This is a genomic window from Vogesella sp. XCS3, assembly GCF_020616155.1.
Classification (GTDB): domain Bacteria; phylum Pseudomonadota; class Gammaproteobacteria; order Burkholderiales; family Chromobacteriaceae; genus Vogesella.
On record NZ_CP085530.1, the window covers coordinates 738750 to 755332 of the forward strand.

Genomic DNA, 16583 nt, shown 5'->3' on the forward strand with positions numbered 1-16583 from the left:
GCGACAGGCCCTTGGTCTTGGTGCCTCATGGCGACAGCCTGGGCGTGTGATGCATCTGCTGACTGTGGCTCAAGCGGCGTGACCGGTGCTTATTGCGGGGTTTGCCTCTCATGAAAGGCACGCTGTTTGTGGTATGGTACGGATGCGAAAAATTTCAGGACGGTGCAATACGGGCTGACACACGCCGCCGGTCATTCTGGCGGGTATGAATGCGTGCTGGTGCATGGCAGCGAGTGTTGCACTGTCCTTTAAAATCAAAGGTTTGAAGCCACTATGCTATTGATGATCGATAACTACGATTCCTTTACTTACAACCTGGTGCAGTACTTTGGCGAGCTGGGGCAAGAGGTAAAGGTTTTCCGTAATGATGAAATCACGCTGCAGGAAATCGAAGCGCTGAATCCGCAGTATCTGGTGTTATCACCAGGCCCGTGTACACCGAATGAGGCGGGTATTTCGGTACCGGCCATCCATCATTTTGCCGGCAAGCTGCCTATCATGGGCGTGTGTCTGGGGCACCAGAGTATCGGCCAGGCGTTCGGTGGCAAGATCATTCATGCCAAGCAGCTGATGCATGGCAAGGTGTCGCCGGTGTCGCACCATAATGTGGGCATGTTCCGTGATCTGCCTAATCCTGTGACCTGCACGCGCTACCATTCGCTGGTGATCGAGCGCGAAACCTTGCCGGAGTGCCTGGAAATCACCGCCTGGACCGAAGATGGCGAGATCATGGGTGTGCGCCACAAAACCCTGCCTATCGAGGGCGTGCAGTTCCACCCTGAGTCCATCCTGACCGAGCACGGTCACCAGATGCTGCAAAACTTCCTTACCGAATTTGCCTGAGCCGTTTACGACCTATTGCCGGAGATAATGCATGATCACACCGCAGGCCGCGCTTAACCGCCTGATCGACCAGAACGAACTGTTTCACGACGAAATGCTGGACCTGATGCGCCAGATCATGCGGGGCGAAGTGCCGCCATCGCTGATTGCCGCCATCCTGATCGGCCTGCGCGTCAAGACAGAAAGCGTGTCGGAAATTGCGGCGGCCGCGCAGGTAATGCGCGAGTTTGCCACCCAGGTGCCGGTGAGCCAGCGCGACCATCTGGTGGATACCTGCGGGACCGGTGGTGACAAGAGCCACACCTTCAATATTTCCACCACCGCGGCCTTTGTCAGTGCGGCCGCTGGGGCGCGCGTGGCCAAGCATGGCGGGCGCTCGGTATCGTCCAGCTCCGGCAGTGCCGATGTGCTGGAAGCGCTGGGTGTGAACCTGAACCTGAATGCCGGGCAAGTGGCGCGTTGTATCGACGAAATCGGCGTGGGCTTCATGTTCGCCCCCAATCACCATACGGCCATGAAGTACGTGGCCCCTGTGCGCAAGGAATTGGGCGTACGTACCATCTTCAATATTCTGGGCCCGCTCACCAACCCTGCGGGTGCGCCGAATCAGGTTATGGGCGTGTTCCACCCCGACCTGGTGGGCATCCAGGCACGTGTGCTGCGCGAGCTGGGCAGCGAGCATGTGATGATCGTGCATGGTTGTGACGGGCTGGACGAAATTACATTGTCTGGCGACACCCGTGTGGCGGAGCTGAAGGATGGCGTGATCATTGATTACGCGCTTAACCCTGCCGACTTTGGTTTGTCGCAGGCGCCGCTATCGGCGATTCGAGCCGAGAGTGCCGATGCTTCCAGGCAATTCTTGCTGGATGTGCTCGCCGGCGAGCCCGGCCCGGCGCGCGATATCGTGCTGTTGAATGCCGGTGCAGCCATCTATACCGCCGGCGTGGCCGGCTCCCTGGCCGACGGCGTACAGGCAGCGGCCGCAGCGATTGATAGCGGTGCGGCACGCGCCAAGCTCGACGCGCTAGTGAAGCTCAGTCAAAATATCGCCTAATGCCATCCGCAAGCTGCCTTGCGGCACTTGCGGCCAACCTTGCCTTATAGATGCCTTTATATTCATGACTATCGCTCAATCCATTTTCAAAGCCTACGACATTCGCGGCGTGGTGGGTGACACCCTCACCGCCGACGCAGCTTTCCTGATTGGCCGTGCCATTGGTAGTGAAGCACGCCTGCGCAATGTGTCTGCCATCTGTATCGGCCGCGATGGCCGCTTGTCCGGCCCCGAACTATCTGGCCGCCTGTCTGACGGTATTCGTGCTGCCGGTGTGGACGTGATCGACGTTGGCCGTGTGGCGACGCCGATGCTGTATTTTGCCGCTTACCAGCTGGAAACCTACTCTGGCGTGATGGTAACCGGCAGCCACAATCCGCCGGACTACAACGGTTTCAAAATGATGCTGGACGGCGATACGCTGGCGGGCGACTGGATCCAGACCTTGTACCAGCGCATCGTGAACAACGATTTTGCCGAAGGCGAGGGCGCTTACCGTACGCACGATATTGCCGAGGCTTACCATCAGCGCATCATTGGCGACATCAAGCTGGCACGCCCGATGAAGGTGATCGTGGACTGCGGTAACGGCGTGCCGGGTGATTTTGCCCCGCGCCTGTTCAAAGACCTGGGCTGCGAGGTACACGAGCTGTTCTGCGAAGTAGACGGCCACTTTCCCAACCATCACCCGGACCCTGCCAAGCCGGAAAACCTGCAAGACGTGATTCGCGCCCTGCAGGAAACCGACGCGGAAATCGGCCTGGCGTTTGACGGTGATGGCGACCGCCTGGGCGTGGTGACCAAAGACGGCAACATTATCTGGCCAGACCGCCAGCTGATGCTGTTTGCCCAGGACGTCCTGAGCCGCCAGCCTGGCGCCAAAATCATCTACGACGTGAAATGCACCCGCTTGCTGGCGCCGGCCATCCAGGCTGCCGGTGGTGTGCCGATGATTAACCGTACCGGCCACAGCTTCATGAAAGCGGCGCTGAAGGCCAACCCCGATGCGGGCATGGCGGGTGAAATGTCCGGCCACGTGTTCTTCAAAGAGCGCTGGTATGGTTTTGACGACGGCCTGTATACCGGCGCGCGTCTGCTGGAGATTCTGTCCAAGGTGGCCGACCCGTCTGCCGTGCTGAACGCGCTGCCTAATGCACTGTCCACGCCGGAGCTGAACCTGAAAACCGCCGAGGGTGAAAACCACAGCCTGATCGCCAAGCTGCAGGAAACAGCCCAGTTTGACGGTGCGCAGGACATCATTACCATCGATGGCCTGCGGGTAGAGTACGCAGACGGCTTTGGCCTGATGCGCGCTTCCAATACCACGCCGGTGATCGTATTGCGCTTCGAAGCCGACAACGAAGCGGCGCTGGCGCGCATCCAGAACGATTTCCGTCGTGTTCTGGCGCAGGAAACCAGCGCAACACTGCCGTTCTAGGCGATAATCGCGGCCTAGCCGCGATTGCCCCCGGGCATGCATGAACAAGACCAAAGGTTGGCTGCGGCCAACCTTTTATCATGGGTAGCGCCAACAGGGCGCTACCGAACAGAAAGGACACCCGATGTACGCTGAAGCCGCCAGTACTTTCCAGACCGTACGCGACCTGCTGCGCTTTGCCGTGTCGCGTTTTAATGAGGCTGAGCTGACTTATGGCCACGGCACCAGCAACGCCTACGACGAAGCGGCTTACCTGATTCTGTCCACGCTGAAGCTGCCTATCCAGCAGCTGGAGCCGTATCTGGATGCCCGTTTGCTGCCGTCCGAAGTGCAGGATGTGCTTGGCCGCATCCAGCGCCGTGCCGAAGAGCGCGTGCCGGTAGCCTACCTGACTAACGAAGCGTGGCAGGGTGAGTTCAACTTCTATGTGGATGAGCGCGTGATCGTGCCGCGCAGTTTCATCTACGAGCTGATGGGCGAACCGCTGGCACCGTGGATCGAACACCCGGAGCTGGTTCACCGCGCCCTGGATCTGTGCACCGGTTCTGGCTGCCTGGCTATCCAGCTGGCGCATCATTACCCGGATGCCGAGATCGATGCGGTAGACATCTCGCTGGACGCGCTGGAAGTGGCCAGCATCAATATCCAGAACTACGGTCTGGAAGAGCGTATCCAGCTGATCCATAGCGACCTGGTAGAAGGCCTGGAAGAGCCATACGACCTGATTATCTCCAACCCGCCTTATGTGGATGCGCCGTCGGTAGAAGCGCTGCCGCAGGAGTATCTGCACGAGCCGGAGCTGGCGCTGGGTTCGGGTGAGGATGGCCTGGATGCCACCCACGTGATTCTGCAAAACGCGGCGCGACTGCTGACCCCGGGCGGCGTGCTGCTGGTCGAGATCGGCCATAACCGCGACGTGCTGGAAGCCTCCTACCCGAGCCTGCCGTTCATGTGGATGGAAACCCAAAGCGGTGATGGCTTTGTGTTCTTGCTGACACGTGAAGACCTGGTGGCTGCCGGTATGGGCGACCCGATGAACGACGACGACTTTGCTGACGACGACATCTAAGCCGTCTGCAAGGTTGGCCGCAAAAATAAAACCCCGCTACGCGTAGCGGGGTTTTTCATGGTGCCGTGTGGCTTATTGCTTCCACACCGGCTTGGGTGGCGTGCCGTCCGAGGTCGTCAGGATCTCGTAGCCGGTTGCCGTCACCAGAATGGTGTGTTCCCACTGTGCGGACAGGCTGCGGTCTTTGGTGACCACGGTCCAGCCGTCTGCCAGCAGGCGCAGGTGGCGTTTGCCCTGGTTGATCATCGGCTCGATGGTGAAAATCATGCCTTCCTTGATTTCCAGGCCGGTGCCAGGCTGGCCGTAGTGCAGTACCTGCGGCTCTTCGTGGAATTTGGTGCCAATGCCGTGGCCGCAGAATTCTTGTACCACGCTGTAGCCGGCTGCTTCGGCGTGGCGCTGGATGGCGTAGCCGATATCGCCCAGGTGGGCACCCGGTTTTACCTTCTCGATACCTTTCCACATGCACTCATAAGTGACCTTGCACAGGCGGCGGGCAAACTCGCTGACTTCGCCCACGTAGTACATGCGGCTGTTGTCGCCGTGGTAGCCATCTTTGATCACGGTGATGTCCAGGTTCACGATGTCGCCTTTTTTCAGCGGCTTGTTATCGGGAATGCCATGGCAAATCACGTGGTTGATCGATGTGCAGATGGATTTCGGATACGGGTTGGTGCCATCCGGTGCGTAGTTCAGCGGCGCCGGAATCGTACCCTGTACATTCACCATATAGTCATGGCAGAGCTTGTCCAGCTCTTCGGTGGTCACGCCCGGTTTAACAAACGGGGTGATGTAATCCAGCACTTCGGCAGCCAGGCGGCCGGCGATGCGCATTTTTTCGATGTCTTGCTGGTTTTTGATAACAATGGACATTGCTGAGGTGGGGTCGTTTGATGTGTCAACGCAGTATGGTAGCAAATCCTGCTGGCAAGCGGGGGGTGGCGTGCGGTGGGCAATAAAAAGCGGGCACCGAAGTGCCCGCTGGTAATGACTATCGAAACAACCTGGCTTAGAAGGTGTAACGAATGCCGGCGCCGAAGGCTTGCGGGTCGTTGCCCTTGGTCAGGCTGGCAGCGCTGGTGCCCAGGCCGGTATCGTATACCGGGTTGCCCAGGTTGGCGTTCTGCGATTTTTCGTTCTTGATCTTGGTGGCGTAGGCGTACAGCTGGGTTTGCTTGTAGATGTCGTAAGTTGCACCGATCACCCACTGCTTGGCCTTGTAGTCACCTTCGTTGCCGCTACGGGTGTTTTTCAGGGCACCCAGGGTGCTGTACGACGCGCGCAGGGTGGTTTTGCCGATGGTCTGACCCAGTGTCAGCGTGGTAGCTGTCTGTTTCGGGTCTTTGCCGGTGGCGTAGTCCATCTTGGCCTGCTCGATACCGGCACCAATGAAGGTGCCGCCTGGCAGGGTGTAGCTGGCGACCAGTTTGGTGTAAACGGTGCTGTTCAGCTCTTTTGCGGTGTTGCCACTGTCGTTCTTGCTGCCTTGGCGGTCATAACCGGCTGCCACTTGCAGGCTCTCGGCTTTGTATTTGCCGGCCAGCGAGAAGCGGTCGTTCTTCTGGCGGGTGCCGTTAGCGGCCAGCGTGCGGGCTTCGTCAAAGCCATAAGATACGCCCAGATCAAAGCCGGACAGGTTTGGCGACAGGTAGTGCACGCTGTTTTTCAGGCGAGCTTCACCGCGGGAGAAGGTGTTGCTGCTGCCGTGGCTGCTGGCGGTGGTGTTGGACATGGCGTCCAGGCCGATGTCGGTCAGCGCTTTGTAAGCCGAGTCTTTCTGGCCCAGTTCGAATTTGCCGAAGTTGCCGCCGATGCCCACGAAAGAGTTACGGCTGGCCAAGGTAGCGGTTTCGCCCTTGTCATTGGTGCCGGTCTGGTCGAAGCCGCGCAGGCTGGTTTCGATCTGGCCGTATACGGTAACGTCGTCTTCTACTTTGGTCGAACCTTTTACGCCCAGGCGGGAGCTTTGGTCGGTCACGCGGCCGGTGGACGGTACGTCTTTTTTGAAGTCGCCATTGCCCGATGCTTTAACCGATTCAACACCGGCGCTAAGGAAGCCGTACCAAGTGATTTCGGCGTGAGCGGCGAAAGAGGTAAGAGAGAGGGTAACCAGGCTGGCAAGCAGTTTCTTTTGCATTTAATGCTCCGTTTTCCCGTGTGTCGGGTGTTTTTTGAAAACGGGGCAATTGTGCTGGCCAAATGTTGCACTGCAATGAGCATGCTGTGACAGCCTGATTAATGTTCAGTTAATCTGAATCAATCAGGCCAGAAACTGGTTGGGGTAAACTTCGTCGATCAGGGTGCGGCAGTCCACGATGCGAAGATCGTTGTCTTTGGCGAAGTCCATCAGAAAGCGATAAACCGCTGGCTGGATTTTTTCCAGTTTTTTGTCCACGGCCACACAGCGGACGTTGTCCAGCATCATGGGCCGCACAAACTGGTGATAGGCCAGCTTCTGATCGTCGCCGAACGACGCCAGAATACCGGCCAGGCGCTCGGCCCAGTCGCTGGGGCGGAAGGTGCGGCCTTCAGATGTGAGGCCTTGTATTACAATTTCATACGGGTTGCAGATCATGGCTTAACCGGGGCGCTTGTTCTTGTGGGTGTGGTCTCAGCCCGCCGCCTGTTTTATCGAATTAGGCATGTATTGCCTAGCAGGTCATTCGGGTTGACCCTAATTCTAGCCTAAAAACGATTTCACATCACGTTTTAGCCATATTGTTGCGGCGGCGGTTTTCCCCAATGTCAGAGCCGGCGGAAAGCTGGCAGCGATGCCAGCAGCCGCTTGCCGTATTGCTGGCGCACAATGCGGTTGTCCAGGATAGTCACGCGGCCGTAGTCGCTTTCCGTGCGGATCAGACGGCCCACCGCCTGTACCAGCTTGATCGACGCCTCCGGCACGGTGAGCTCGATGAACGGGTTGCCACCACGCTTTTCGATCCAGCGAGACAGGGTGCGGCCAACCGGGTCGTCCGGCATGGCAAACGGCAGCTTGGCAATGATCACGTGCACGCAGGCTTCGCCCGGCAAGTCCAGCCCTTCCGAGAACGAATCCAGGCCAAACAGCACGCTGGGGCGCTGTTCTTTCAGTGCGGTGTAGTGGTTGGCCAGCAGTACAGCCTTGGGTAGCTCGCCCTGCATTTGCACGCACTGGCGCAGCTCGGCGGGGATGCCCTCGGCCACTTCCTGCATCTGTCGGCGCGAGGTAAACAGCACCAGCGTACCCAGCGGCTGCGTCAGGTCTACCAGGCGAGGTAGCCATTCGATGATCTCGCGGGTATGGGCAGCCGGGTCTTTGGGCGTGGCGTGCAGCGGCGGCAGATAGAGCTCGCCTTGTTCACTGAAATTGAATGGCGAGTCCAGCGCCACGCATTGCACATCCGGCAGCCATTTCAAGCCGGTCTGCGATAGCAGCAAGTCGAAATTGCCCAGCGAGCGCAGCGTGGCCGAGGTGAGCAGGGCGCCCGAGGCGCGCCGCCACAGGTTGGCCGCCAGGCTGCCGGCCGCGCTGACCGGCGAGGCGGAGAAAATGTAGTCGCCTTTGCCATCGGCGCGGCGGGTCACCCATTTGGCGATTGGCGGGGCGTTTTCGTCCGGCTCACGCTCGTACAGGTCCCACAGTGCCACCAGCGGCTCCACCTTGCCGACAAAAAAGCCGGCATCGGAATTCAGCTTGTCCAGCAGCACCGCGTCTTGCTGTTTGTCTTTGCGTAGCGCATTGATGGCGTCGGCCATGCCGGTGAGGTTTTTGTATAGCGCGCGCGCCGATAGCGCCATGTTGGCCGCAGGGATCTTCATGTGTTCCGGCAGTACGCCGTCTTCGATCAGCCAGCTGGGCTCCAGGTTGTCGCTATTGGCCTCCAGCTCGGTGACGCCTTGCAGCAGCCACAACCATTCGGTGAGGCTTTCCATGCAGGCGCCAGCGGCATCCATGGCGTTGGCGCACAGCTCGGGCTTGTCGATCAGCGTTTGCACGCGGGTGGCCAGTGCCGGTACTTTGTCCAGCCAGGCCATGGCCTGCGCCAGGCTGTGCTCGGCAGCAAACTGGTTGACCGCTTTTTTGGCCAAGTGGTGTGCCTCGTCGATGCAGTACAGGCTTTGCTCCGGCGCGGGCAGAATCACGCCGCCGCCCATGGATACATCGGCCAGCATCAAGTCGTGGTTGGCTACCACCACGTCGACGTTTTCCAGCGTGTCGCGCGCCAGATAGAACGGGCACTCGGCGCGGTTGGGGCAGCCTGCTTTCAGGCAGCCGTGGCGGTCGTTGGTCACGCGGCGCCACAGCTCGTCCGGGATGTTTTCTGCCCAGGTGTCACGGTCGCCGTTCCAGCGGCGGTAGTAGAACTCGTCAGCCAGTTCGCGCAGGGCGTCGATCTCGGCTTGTTCCGGTTTGCGCTCCCACAGCGCCATGCTCGGGTCCATGGCCAGTAGCTCGCCTTGGGCCGTGTCGGCTGTCAGTTGGTACAGGCGGTAGGGGCATAAATAGCGGCCACGGCCTTTGGCCAGGGCAAAGGTCAGCGGCAGGCCGCTTTTCTCTATGACAAAGGGCAGGTCGCGGTTCACCAGCTGCTCTTGCAGGGCAATAGTGGCACTGGTGACCACCAGTTTCTTGCCGCGCGACTTGGCCATCACGCCGCCGGCCAGCAAGTAGGCCAGGCTTTTGCCGACACCGGTAGGGCCCTCTACGACCACGATACTGTCGCCACTATTGTCTTCCGGCGCTTGTTCGCTGTCGGCAGGGGGCATGCTGCAGCGGCCAAAAGCATTGGCGATTTCGGCCAGCATGCGGCGTTGCGCCGCGCGCGGGCGGAAGCCGGGCAGGTTTTCGGAGATGGCACGATAGTGGTCGCGCAGCAGGTTTTTTTCGATGTCGGTCAGCATGGGCGGCATTGTAGCGGATTGGCGCACCCCCTGCTGCCAAGGCGACATCGACCATGCTGTTTTGCGCCTGCAGCATGACATTGTGGCTGCGCTGTGCTTACGATAGCGTCAAACAAAGCCGTACCAAGCTGCGGCCATAACAGTACGACAGACATCATAAAAACACGCTGTATCCAGAGGAGAGCACCGATGAATCCGGTGAGCAGAGTATTGGTGGTAAGCGATGATGCTGCCTGGCAGGCCGACGTGCTGGCCGAGCTGGCTGCGGTAGCAGGCAAGATGGCCAACCCGTTTGGCCTGTGTTTTGAAGGGGTTGGCCGCAGTAGCGACGCCCTGGCGCGCGCCGGTAGCGATGGCGAAGTGCAGATCGTGCTGGTGGACAAGGGCTTGAAAGAGAAAGGCACGACCCAGCCTGCGGTGCAGCTGGCTAACCAGATCAACCGCCTGCGCCCCGAGCTGTCGCTATACATCCTGCTGCAGGATGACGATGAAAAAGTGGTGATGGAAGAGCTGGCCAGCCACGCCATTGATGGCTATTTCTACCGCGACGAGCGCGATTTCAACGGCTGGTTCCGCATCCTGGCTGCAGAGATGGGCGAAAAAGCCGCCACGCCGTTTTACGACAAGCTCAAGCAATACGTGCGCATGGCCAAGGATTCGTGGCACACGCCAGGCCACGCCGGTGGAGACTCGCTAAAAGGCAGCCCATGGGTGGGGGATTTTTACGACTTTGTCGGCGAGGAAATGCTGCGCGCCGACCTGTCGGTATCAGTGCCGATGCTGGACTCGCTGCTACACCCCACCGGTGTGATAGCGGAGGCGCAAACCCTGGCCGCCAAGGCCTTTGGCGCCAAAAAAACCTACTTTGCCACCAATGGCACCTCCACCTCGAACAAGGTGATCTTCCAGACCCTGCTGGCACCGGGCGACAAGCTGCTGCTGGACCGCAACTGCCACAAGTCTGTGCACCACGGCGTGATTCTGTCCGGCGCGCAGCCTGTATACCTGGATTCGTCCGTCAACCGCCAGTACGGCATTTTTGGCCCGGTACCCAAGCAGGTGATTTTCGATGCCATTGCGGCCAACCCTGACGCGCGCGTGCTGATTCTGACCAGCTGCACCTACGATGGCCTGCGCTACGACCTGAAGCCCATCATCGAAGCGGCGCACGCCGCCGGCATCAAGGTGATCGTGGACGAAGCCTGGTACGGCCACGCCCGTTTCCACCACGCCTTCCGCCCCACGGCGCTGGAGTCCGGCGCGGATTACGTTACCCAGAGCACGCACAAGATACTGTCCGCATTTTCGCAGGCCAGCATGATCCACGTGAACGACCCCACGTTCGACGAGCACCTGTTCCGCGAAAACTTCAATATGCACACCTCCACCAGCCCGCAATACAACCTGATTGCCAGCCTGGACGTGGCGCGCAAGCAGGCGGTGACCGAGGGCTTCCGCCTGCTGGACCGTGCCTTGAAGCTGGCGCAGGAGCTGCGGCAGAAGATCAACTCCACCGGCGCTTTTCGCGTGCTGGAGCTGGACGACCTGCTGCCAGAGTCGGTGCGCGGCGACGGCGTGCAGCTGGACCCCACCAAGCTGACGGTGGACATTTCGCAAAGCGGTTATTCCACCGATGAGCTGCAGCGCGCCTTGTTCGAGCGCTTCAACATCCAGATCGAAAAATCTACCTTCAACACCATCACCCTGTTGCTCACCGTGGGTACCACCCGCAGCAAGATGTCGCGCCTGTTTGACGCGCTGCTACGCCTGGCCAAAGAGCAGCGCGCGCCGCGTGCGCTGGGCAAAATGCCGGAAATCCCCGGCTTCTCCCGCCTGGCCTGCCTGCCGCGCGACGCGTTTTATGAGGCGGGCGAGCGCCTGCCGCTACTGGACGATGACGGGCTGCCGAACACGGCGCTGACCGGCCGCGTGTGTTGCGATCAGATCGTGCCGTATCCGCCGGGTATCCCGGTGCTGGTGCCGGGCCAGGTGATCGAAGCCAATATCGTGGCCTATATGGCGCGGCTGCTGAAAACGCAAAAGAGCATAGAAATGCACGGCCTGGCCGAGGAGGGCGGTGAGTTCTGCGTGCGGGTGCTGCGTGATGACGAGCTGGCTAGCTTGCCTAGTCGCGCCTGGTTCAACTGACCTTATGGCCAGCGGATAGCGTTTTGTTAAACAGCTGTACCGCTTCGCTAAAACCCTGAAAAAATGCCGGTGCGCCGCAAGTGTTTGATCTTGCAGCGTATCGGCGTTTTTATTGCCGGATGGCGGCCACTTGAAACCGGCTTGGGCTTGTCACCAATGTGGATTTCGTATACATATAACCATGTCGCAATTTTGTAAATCATGAATTCATCATGAACAATATTGCGTTGATCAACCCAATGACAGATGGTTTGCGTGTAGTAATGTGCCGCCGCGCATGAAAACGCCACGTTTTCACAGCGCCGTGGCATTAATTTTTTTCGGAACCCGATATGAAGCAGCCCAAACACTTTCTCCAGTTCACAGACCTTTCCGCCGCGGAGTACCAACACATCTTCGAGCGAGCCCAGGTACTGAAGCGACGACAGGTGTCCGGCGAGCTGTACCGCCCACTGGTGGGCCGGGTCATGACCATGATCTTCGAAAAAAACTCCACGCGCACCCGCGTATCGTTTGAAGCCGGCATGTCGCAGCTGGGTGGCCACGCCATGTTCCTGGACGGCAAGAGCTCGCAGATCGGCCGCGGTGAACCGGTAGAAGATACTGCCCGCGTGCTGTCGCGCATGGCCGATATCATCATGATCCGCACCTTTGAGCAGAACATGGTGGAAAGGTTGGCCGCATTCTCGCGCGTACCGGTGATCAACGGCCTGACCAACGAATATCACCCGTGCCAGATTCTGGCCGACATCCTGACCTATATCGAACACCGCGGCAGCATCGCCGGCAAGACCGTGGCCTGGATTGGCGATGGCAACAATATGGCGCGTACCTGGCTGCAGGCGGCCAAGCTGCTGGGTTTCAAGCTCAAGGTAGCAACCCCGCTGGGGTACGAGCTGCAGGTGCTGGACGGCCAGCATTACGATAGAGACTGTTTCGAAGCCTTCCACAACCCGGCGTCCGCCGTTGCCGGTGCCGACCTGGTGACCACCGACGTGTTTACCAGCATGGGCTTTGAAGGCGAGGCTGAAGCGCGCCGTGAAGCGTTTGAAGGCTATATGGTGAGTGCCGACCTGATGAAGCTGGCCAAGCCAGACGCGCTGTTCATGCACTGCCTGCCGGCGCACCGTGGTGAAGAAGTGGCAGCCGACGTGATCGACGGCCCGCAAAGCGTAGTATGGGACGAGGCAGAGAACCGCATGCACGCCCAGAAAGCCCTGATTGAATACCTGATGCTGGGTCGTGTACACGACTGACCCGGCTTGTAGACTGAGAGAGAAGACGATGGCAGACATCAATAAAGTGGTATTGGCCTATTCCGGTGGCCTGGATACTTCGGTGATCCTGAAGTGGTTGCAAGACACCTATCAATGCGAAGTGGTGACCTTCACCGCCGACCTGGGCCAGGGCGAAGAGCTGGAGCCGGCACGCCAGAAGGCGCTGCAGTTCGGCATCAAGCAGGAAAACATCTTCATCGATGACCTGCGCGAAGAGTTTGTACGCGACTTCGTGTTCCCGATGTTCCGCGCCAACACCATTTACGAAGGCGAGTACCTGCTGGGCACCTCCATCGCCCGCCCGCTGATCGCCAAGCGCCAGATCGAAATCGCCAACCTCACCGGCGCCGACGCGGTATCGCACGGTGCTACCGGCAAGGGTAACGACCAGGTGCGTTTCGAGCTGGGCTACTACGGCCTGAAGCCGGATGTAAAAGTGATTGCCCCATGGCGCGAGTGGGACCTGCTGTCCCGCGAGAAGCTGCTGGCCTACGCCGAGAAAAACGGCATTCCGGTGGACATGAAGCACAAGAACGGTGGCGCGCCGTATTCCATGGACGCCAACCTGCTGCACATCTCCTTCGAAGGCCGTCACCTGGAAAACCCGTCCGCCGAGGCCGAAGAAGCCATGTGGCGCTGGACTGTGTCGCCAGAAGCGGCACCGGATGAAGCCGAATACCTGGACGTAGAGTTCGAAAAAGGCGATATCGTGGCGCTGAACGGCGTACGCCTGGCTGCGCACGACGTGCTGGCCAAGCTGAACGAGCTTGGCGGCAAGCACGGCATTGGCCGTCTGGACCTGGTGGAAAACCGCTACGTGGGCATGAAGTCCCGCGGCTGCTACGAAACCCCGGGTGGCACCATCATCCTGAAGGCACACCGCGCCATCGAGTCCATCACCCTGGATCGCGAAGTGGCCCACCTGAAGGACGACCTGATGCCACGCTACGCCAGCCTGATCTACAACGGCTACTGGTGGGCACCGGAGCGCAAGGCACTGCAAACCCTGATCGATTACACCCAGCAAACCGTTAACGGCTGGGTACGCCTGAAGCTGTACAAGGGCAATGTGATCGTGGTGAGCCGCGATTCCAAAACCAACTCGCTGTTCGACATGAACATCGCCACCTTCGACGACGACGGCGGTGCCTACAACCAGGCCGACGCTGGTGGCTTCATCAAGCTGAACGCACTGCGCATGCGCATTGCCGGCCGCCTGAACAAGTAAGCCAATCGGTATCGATCTGTACAAGCCGCACCCCATGGGGTGCGGTTTTTTATTACCGCTTCTATAATGGCGGCCAACCTTTTAGCGCAAAGACATCATGAGCGAAGAACAATTTACCAACTGGTCTATGGGCATCCTGCTGACCGGTCTGATCATTTTCATGGGTTTCATCATTTACGATCTGGGCAAGAAATCGAATGCCGGCAAAACCGGCATGATTGCACTGTTCATCGTGCTGGGCTTCGGCGTGGTGGGCTTTGTGTTCAAGAACGTGCTGGTGGAGTTCATGTTGCTCAAATGAGCGCCACACCAACAGTAAGCGAAGGCGCGCTGGCCAGCTGGGATGCCGCGCGCGGCTTTGGTTTTATCCGCCAGGCGGATGGTAGCCGCCTGTTTGCGCACGCCAGCGTGTTTACCGGCGGGGTATTGCCACAAGGAGGCGATACCGTGCAGTACCGCCGTGGGCCAGGTCGCGATGGCCGTCCGCAGGCTAGCTGGGCGCAGGTCAAAGCCGTACAGCTGGACAGCACGCGGTACAAAGGTGTGCTGCAGCATTGGGATGACGCGCGCGGGTTCGGTTTTGTCGATACAGAAGATGGCCAGTCACTGTTTGTGCACGTGTCGGCATTTCCTGTCTCGCCCAGGCGCCCGTTACCCGGGGACGAGGTGTACTACAAAGCGGGCCATAACACCCAGGGTAAGCCGGTGGCGGTATGGGCCAACTATGCCACTTTGCCAGGCCTGCAGGTGTTGGCCAGCCTCAAACCGGACCGCCGCCCCCGGCCATGGGCGGCCGGAGCAATGCTGCTGATGTTGGCCGCATTGTGGCTGGCGGGCAGGGTAGCCACCTGGGTGCCGGCGGCTTATGGCTTGCTGAGCCTACTGTTGTTCCTCGCCTATGGGCGCGACAAACAGGCAGCGCAGCGCCAGCAGTGGCGCACGCCGGAAAGTACCTTGCATGCACTGGCCTTGCTGGGTGGCTGGCCCGGGGCGGCGCTGGCGCAGTACGTGTTCAACCATAAATCCACTAAACCCGCGTTTCGTCGCTACTACTGGCTGAGTGTGGCATTGAATGTGGCATGCCTTGCCTGGCTTGTAAGCCATGGCCTGCTGGCTGCGGCCAACTTCGGCTAGAATACGCGCCATAACACGAAAGGAAGGGCGATATGCCATCGTTTGACATTGTGTCCGAAGTGGACAAAATCGAAGTACGCAACGCGGTAGACCAATCCAACAAGGAAGTGTCCACCCGCTATGACTTCAAGGGTAGCGATGCCCGTATCGAAACCGGCGACAAGACGCTGACCCTGTTTGCAGACAGCGAATTTCAGCTGGACCAGGTAAACGACATCCTGGTGGCCAAACTGGCCAAGCGTGGCGTGGATGTGCGCTGCATGGAGTACGGCAAGCTGGAAAAAGTCAGCGGCAACAAGGTGAAGAAAGTGCTGACCGTGAAGGAAGGCCTGGAAACCGACCTCGCCAAAAAAATCGTGAAGCTCATCAAGGACAGTAAGCTGAAAGTACAGGCCAGCATCCAGGGTGAGGCGGTACGTGTGTCTGGCGCCAAGCGTGACATGCTGCAAGACGTGATTGCACTGATGCGCAAGGAAATTGCCGGCGATATGGAAAACGGCTTCCCGCTGCAGTTCAACAACTTCCGCGATTGATGCCGTAGGCGGCCACGTTGCGTAAACGTTGGCCGCATGACGCGACAAGGCCGCTGCAAATGCAGCGGCCTTGTGCTTTGTGCTATTTAGCGATCGAGATCGGCCGCGCTGTGGCGCTCGGCCAGCTGTTCGGCCTCGTCGCCCCAGGTGCGGTTCACGCGGCGACCACGTTGTACGGCCGGGCGCTCGGCAATTTCGCGTGCCCAGCGTTGCACATGCGGGTAGTCGTCTACTTGCAGGAACTCGGCGGCGCCGTATAGCTGGCCCAGCACCAGCGCGCCGTACCACGGCCATACCGCGATGTCGGCAATGCTGTAGCTGCTGCCACCCAGATACGGGCTTTCTGCCAGGCGGCGGTTCAGTACGTCCAGCTGGCGCTTGGCTTCCATGCTGAAACGGTCGATGGCGTATTCGATTTTTACCGGTGCGTACTGGTAAAAGTGGCCGAAACCCCCGCCCAGGTAGGGTGCGCTACCCATCTGCCAGAACAGCCAGTTCAGCGTTTCGGTGCGGCCGGCGATATCTTGTGGCAGCAGGGCACCGAATTTTTCGGCCAGGTACAGCAGGATGGCGCCGGACTCGAACACCCGCACCGGCTGCTCGCCGCTGTAGTCCATCAGCGCGGGGATCTTGCTGTTGGGGTTGACCTCGACAAAACCGCTGCCGAACTGGTCGCCCTGCTGGATGCGGATCAGCCAGGCATCGTACTCGGCGCCACTTTTGCCCAGCGCCAGCAGCTCTTCCAGCATGATGGTGACCTTCACGCCATTGGGTGTGGCCAGCGAGTACAGCTGCAATGGATGCTCGCCGCAGGGCAGTGCCTGCTCGTGGGTGGGGCCGGCGATTGGTCGGTTGATATTGGCAAACTGGCCGCCATTGGCCTGTTTCCATTCCCAGATGCGTGGCGGGGTGTATTGCGTGGTGGCTTCGCTCATAAAACGCTCCGTGTCTGGCTGCATTGGGCAGCTGCAAGGT

General features: G+C 59.6%; 14 protein-coding genes and 1 pseudogene. 10 read left to right on the forward strand and 5 right to left on the reverse strand.

Annotated elements, in window-relative coordinates:
- Positions 1-273 precede the first annotated feature (273 nt).
- The 4 genes from LCH97_RS03405 (at position 274) to prmB (ending at position 4407) form a co-directional block, all read left to right on the forward strand.
- Positions 274-843, forward strand: a complete 570-nt coding sequence (locus tag LCH97_RS03405) for an aminodeoxychorismate/anthranilate synthase component II (RefSeq protein ID WP_227303403.1) — start codon at positions 274-276, stop codon at positions 841-843.
- Between the two features lie 31 nt (positions 844-874).
- A complete protein-coding gene (gene trpD / locus LCH97_RS03410) occupies positions 875-1900 on the forward strand; it encodes an anthranilate phosphoribosyltransferase (RefSeq protein WP_227303404.1) in 1026 nt (341 codons plus the stop codon).
- 64 nt (positions 1901-1964) lie between these two features.
- Positions 1965-3338: a phosphomannomutase/phosphoglucomutase gene (locus LCH97_RS03415; RefSeq protein ID WP_227303405.1), complete on the forward strand. Its 1374-nt coding sequence runs from the start codon at positions 1965-1967 to the stop codon at positions 3336-3338.
- Between the two features lie 124 nt (positions 3339-3462).
- The gene (prmB, locus tag LCH97_RS03420; RefSeq protein ID WP_227303406.1) at positions 3463-4407 is read left to right on the forward strand and encodes a 50S ribosomal protein L3 N(5)-glutamine methyltransferase; all 945 of its coding nucleotides are present in this window, start codon (positions 3463-3465) and stop codon (positions 4405-4407) included.
- A gap of 72 nt (positions 4408-4479) precedes the next feature.
- Here the strand turns inward: prmB and map are convergent, their stop codons facing one another.
- The 4 genes and pseudogenes from map to dinG all read right to left on the reverse strand — a co-directional run bounded on the left by map (position 4480) and on the right by dinG (position 9288).
- Complete coding sequence (gene map / locus LCH97_RS03425; protein ID WP_227303407.1) at positions 4480-5280, reverse strand: type I methionyl aminopeptidase; 801 nt, start codon at positions 5278-5280, stop codon at positions 4480-4482.
- A 136-nt stretch (positions 5281-5416) separates the two neighbouring features.
- Positions 5417-6544 (reverse strand): porin, encoded by a 1128-nt coding sequence (locus LCH97_RS03430; protein ID WP_227303408.1) that lies wholly within the window; start codon positions 6542-6544, stop codon positions 5417-5419.
- 150 nt (positions 6545-6694) lie between these two features.
- Positions 6695-6982, reverse strand: a pseudogene (locus LCH97_RS03435) (DUF3579 domain-containing protein); the annotation flags it as partial.
- A gap of 170 nt (positions 6983-7152) precedes the next feature.
- On the reverse strand, positions 7153-9288 hold the full coding sequence (gene dinG / locus LCH97_RS03440; protein ID WP_227303409.1) for an ATP-dependent DNA helicase DinG: 2136 nt from the start codon (positions 9286-9288) through the stop codon (positions 7153-7155).
- 189 nt (positions 9289-9477) lie between these two features.
- Here dinG and LCH97_RS03445 point away from each other — a divergent pair, with 189 nt between their 5' ends.
- The 6 genes from LCH97_RS03445 to LCH97_RS03470 all read left to right on the forward strand — a co-directional run bounded on the left by LCH97_RS03445 (position 9478) and on the right by LCH97_RS03470 (position 15608).
- Entirely contained in the window at positions 9478-11436 is a 1959-nt protein-coding gene (locus LCH97_RS03445) for an aminotransferase class I/II-fold pyridoxal phosphate-dependent enzyme (protein WP_227303410.1), read from the forward strand.
- A 332-nt stretch (positions 11437-11768) separates the two neighbouring features.
- Entirely contained in the window at positions 11769-12692 is a 924-nt protein-coding gene (gene argF, locus LCH97_RS03450; RefSeq protein WP_227303411.1) for an ornithine carbamoyltransferase, read from the forward strand.
- A gap of 28 nt (positions 12693-12720) precedes the next feature.
- The gene (locus LCH97_RS03455; RefSeq protein WP_227303412.1) at positions 12721-13941 is read left to right on the forward strand and encodes an argininosuccinate synthase; all 1221 of its coding nucleotides are present in this window, start codon (positions 12721-12723) and stop codon (positions 13939-13941) included.
- Positions 13942-14038: 97 nt separating this feature from the next.
- Positions 14039-14242, forward strand: coding sequence for a DUF2788 domain-containing protein (locus LCH97_RS03460; RefSeq protein ID WP_017509796.1), 204 nt, complete (start codon positions 14039-14041; stop codon positions 14240-14242).
- A complete protein-coding gene (locus LCH97_RS03465; RefSeq protein WP_227303413.1) occupies positions 14239-15075 on the forward strand; it encodes a DUF1294 domain-containing protein in 837 nt (278 codons plus the stop codon). The genes LCH97_RS03460 and LCH97_RS03465 overlap by 4 nt, the downstream gene beginning before the upstream one ends.
- A gap of 32 nt (positions 15076-15107) precedes the next feature.
- Positions 15108-15608 (forward strand): YajQ family cyclic di-GMP-binding protein, encoded by a 501-nt coding sequence (locus LCH97_RS03470; protein ID WP_017509798.1) that lies wholly within the window; start codon positions 15108-15110, stop codon positions 15606-15608.
- Positions 15609-15694: 86 nt separating this feature from the next.
- Here LCH97_RS03470 and yghU read toward each other — a convergent pair whose 3' ends face one another.
- Positions 15695-16543: a glutathione-dependent disulfide-bond oxidoreductase gene (gene yghU / locus LCH97_RS03475; RefSeq protein ID WP_227303414.1), complete on the reverse strand. Its 849-nt coding sequence runs from the start codon at positions 16541-16543 to the stop codon at positions 15695-15697.
- Positions 16544-16583: the final 40 nt, after the last annotated feature.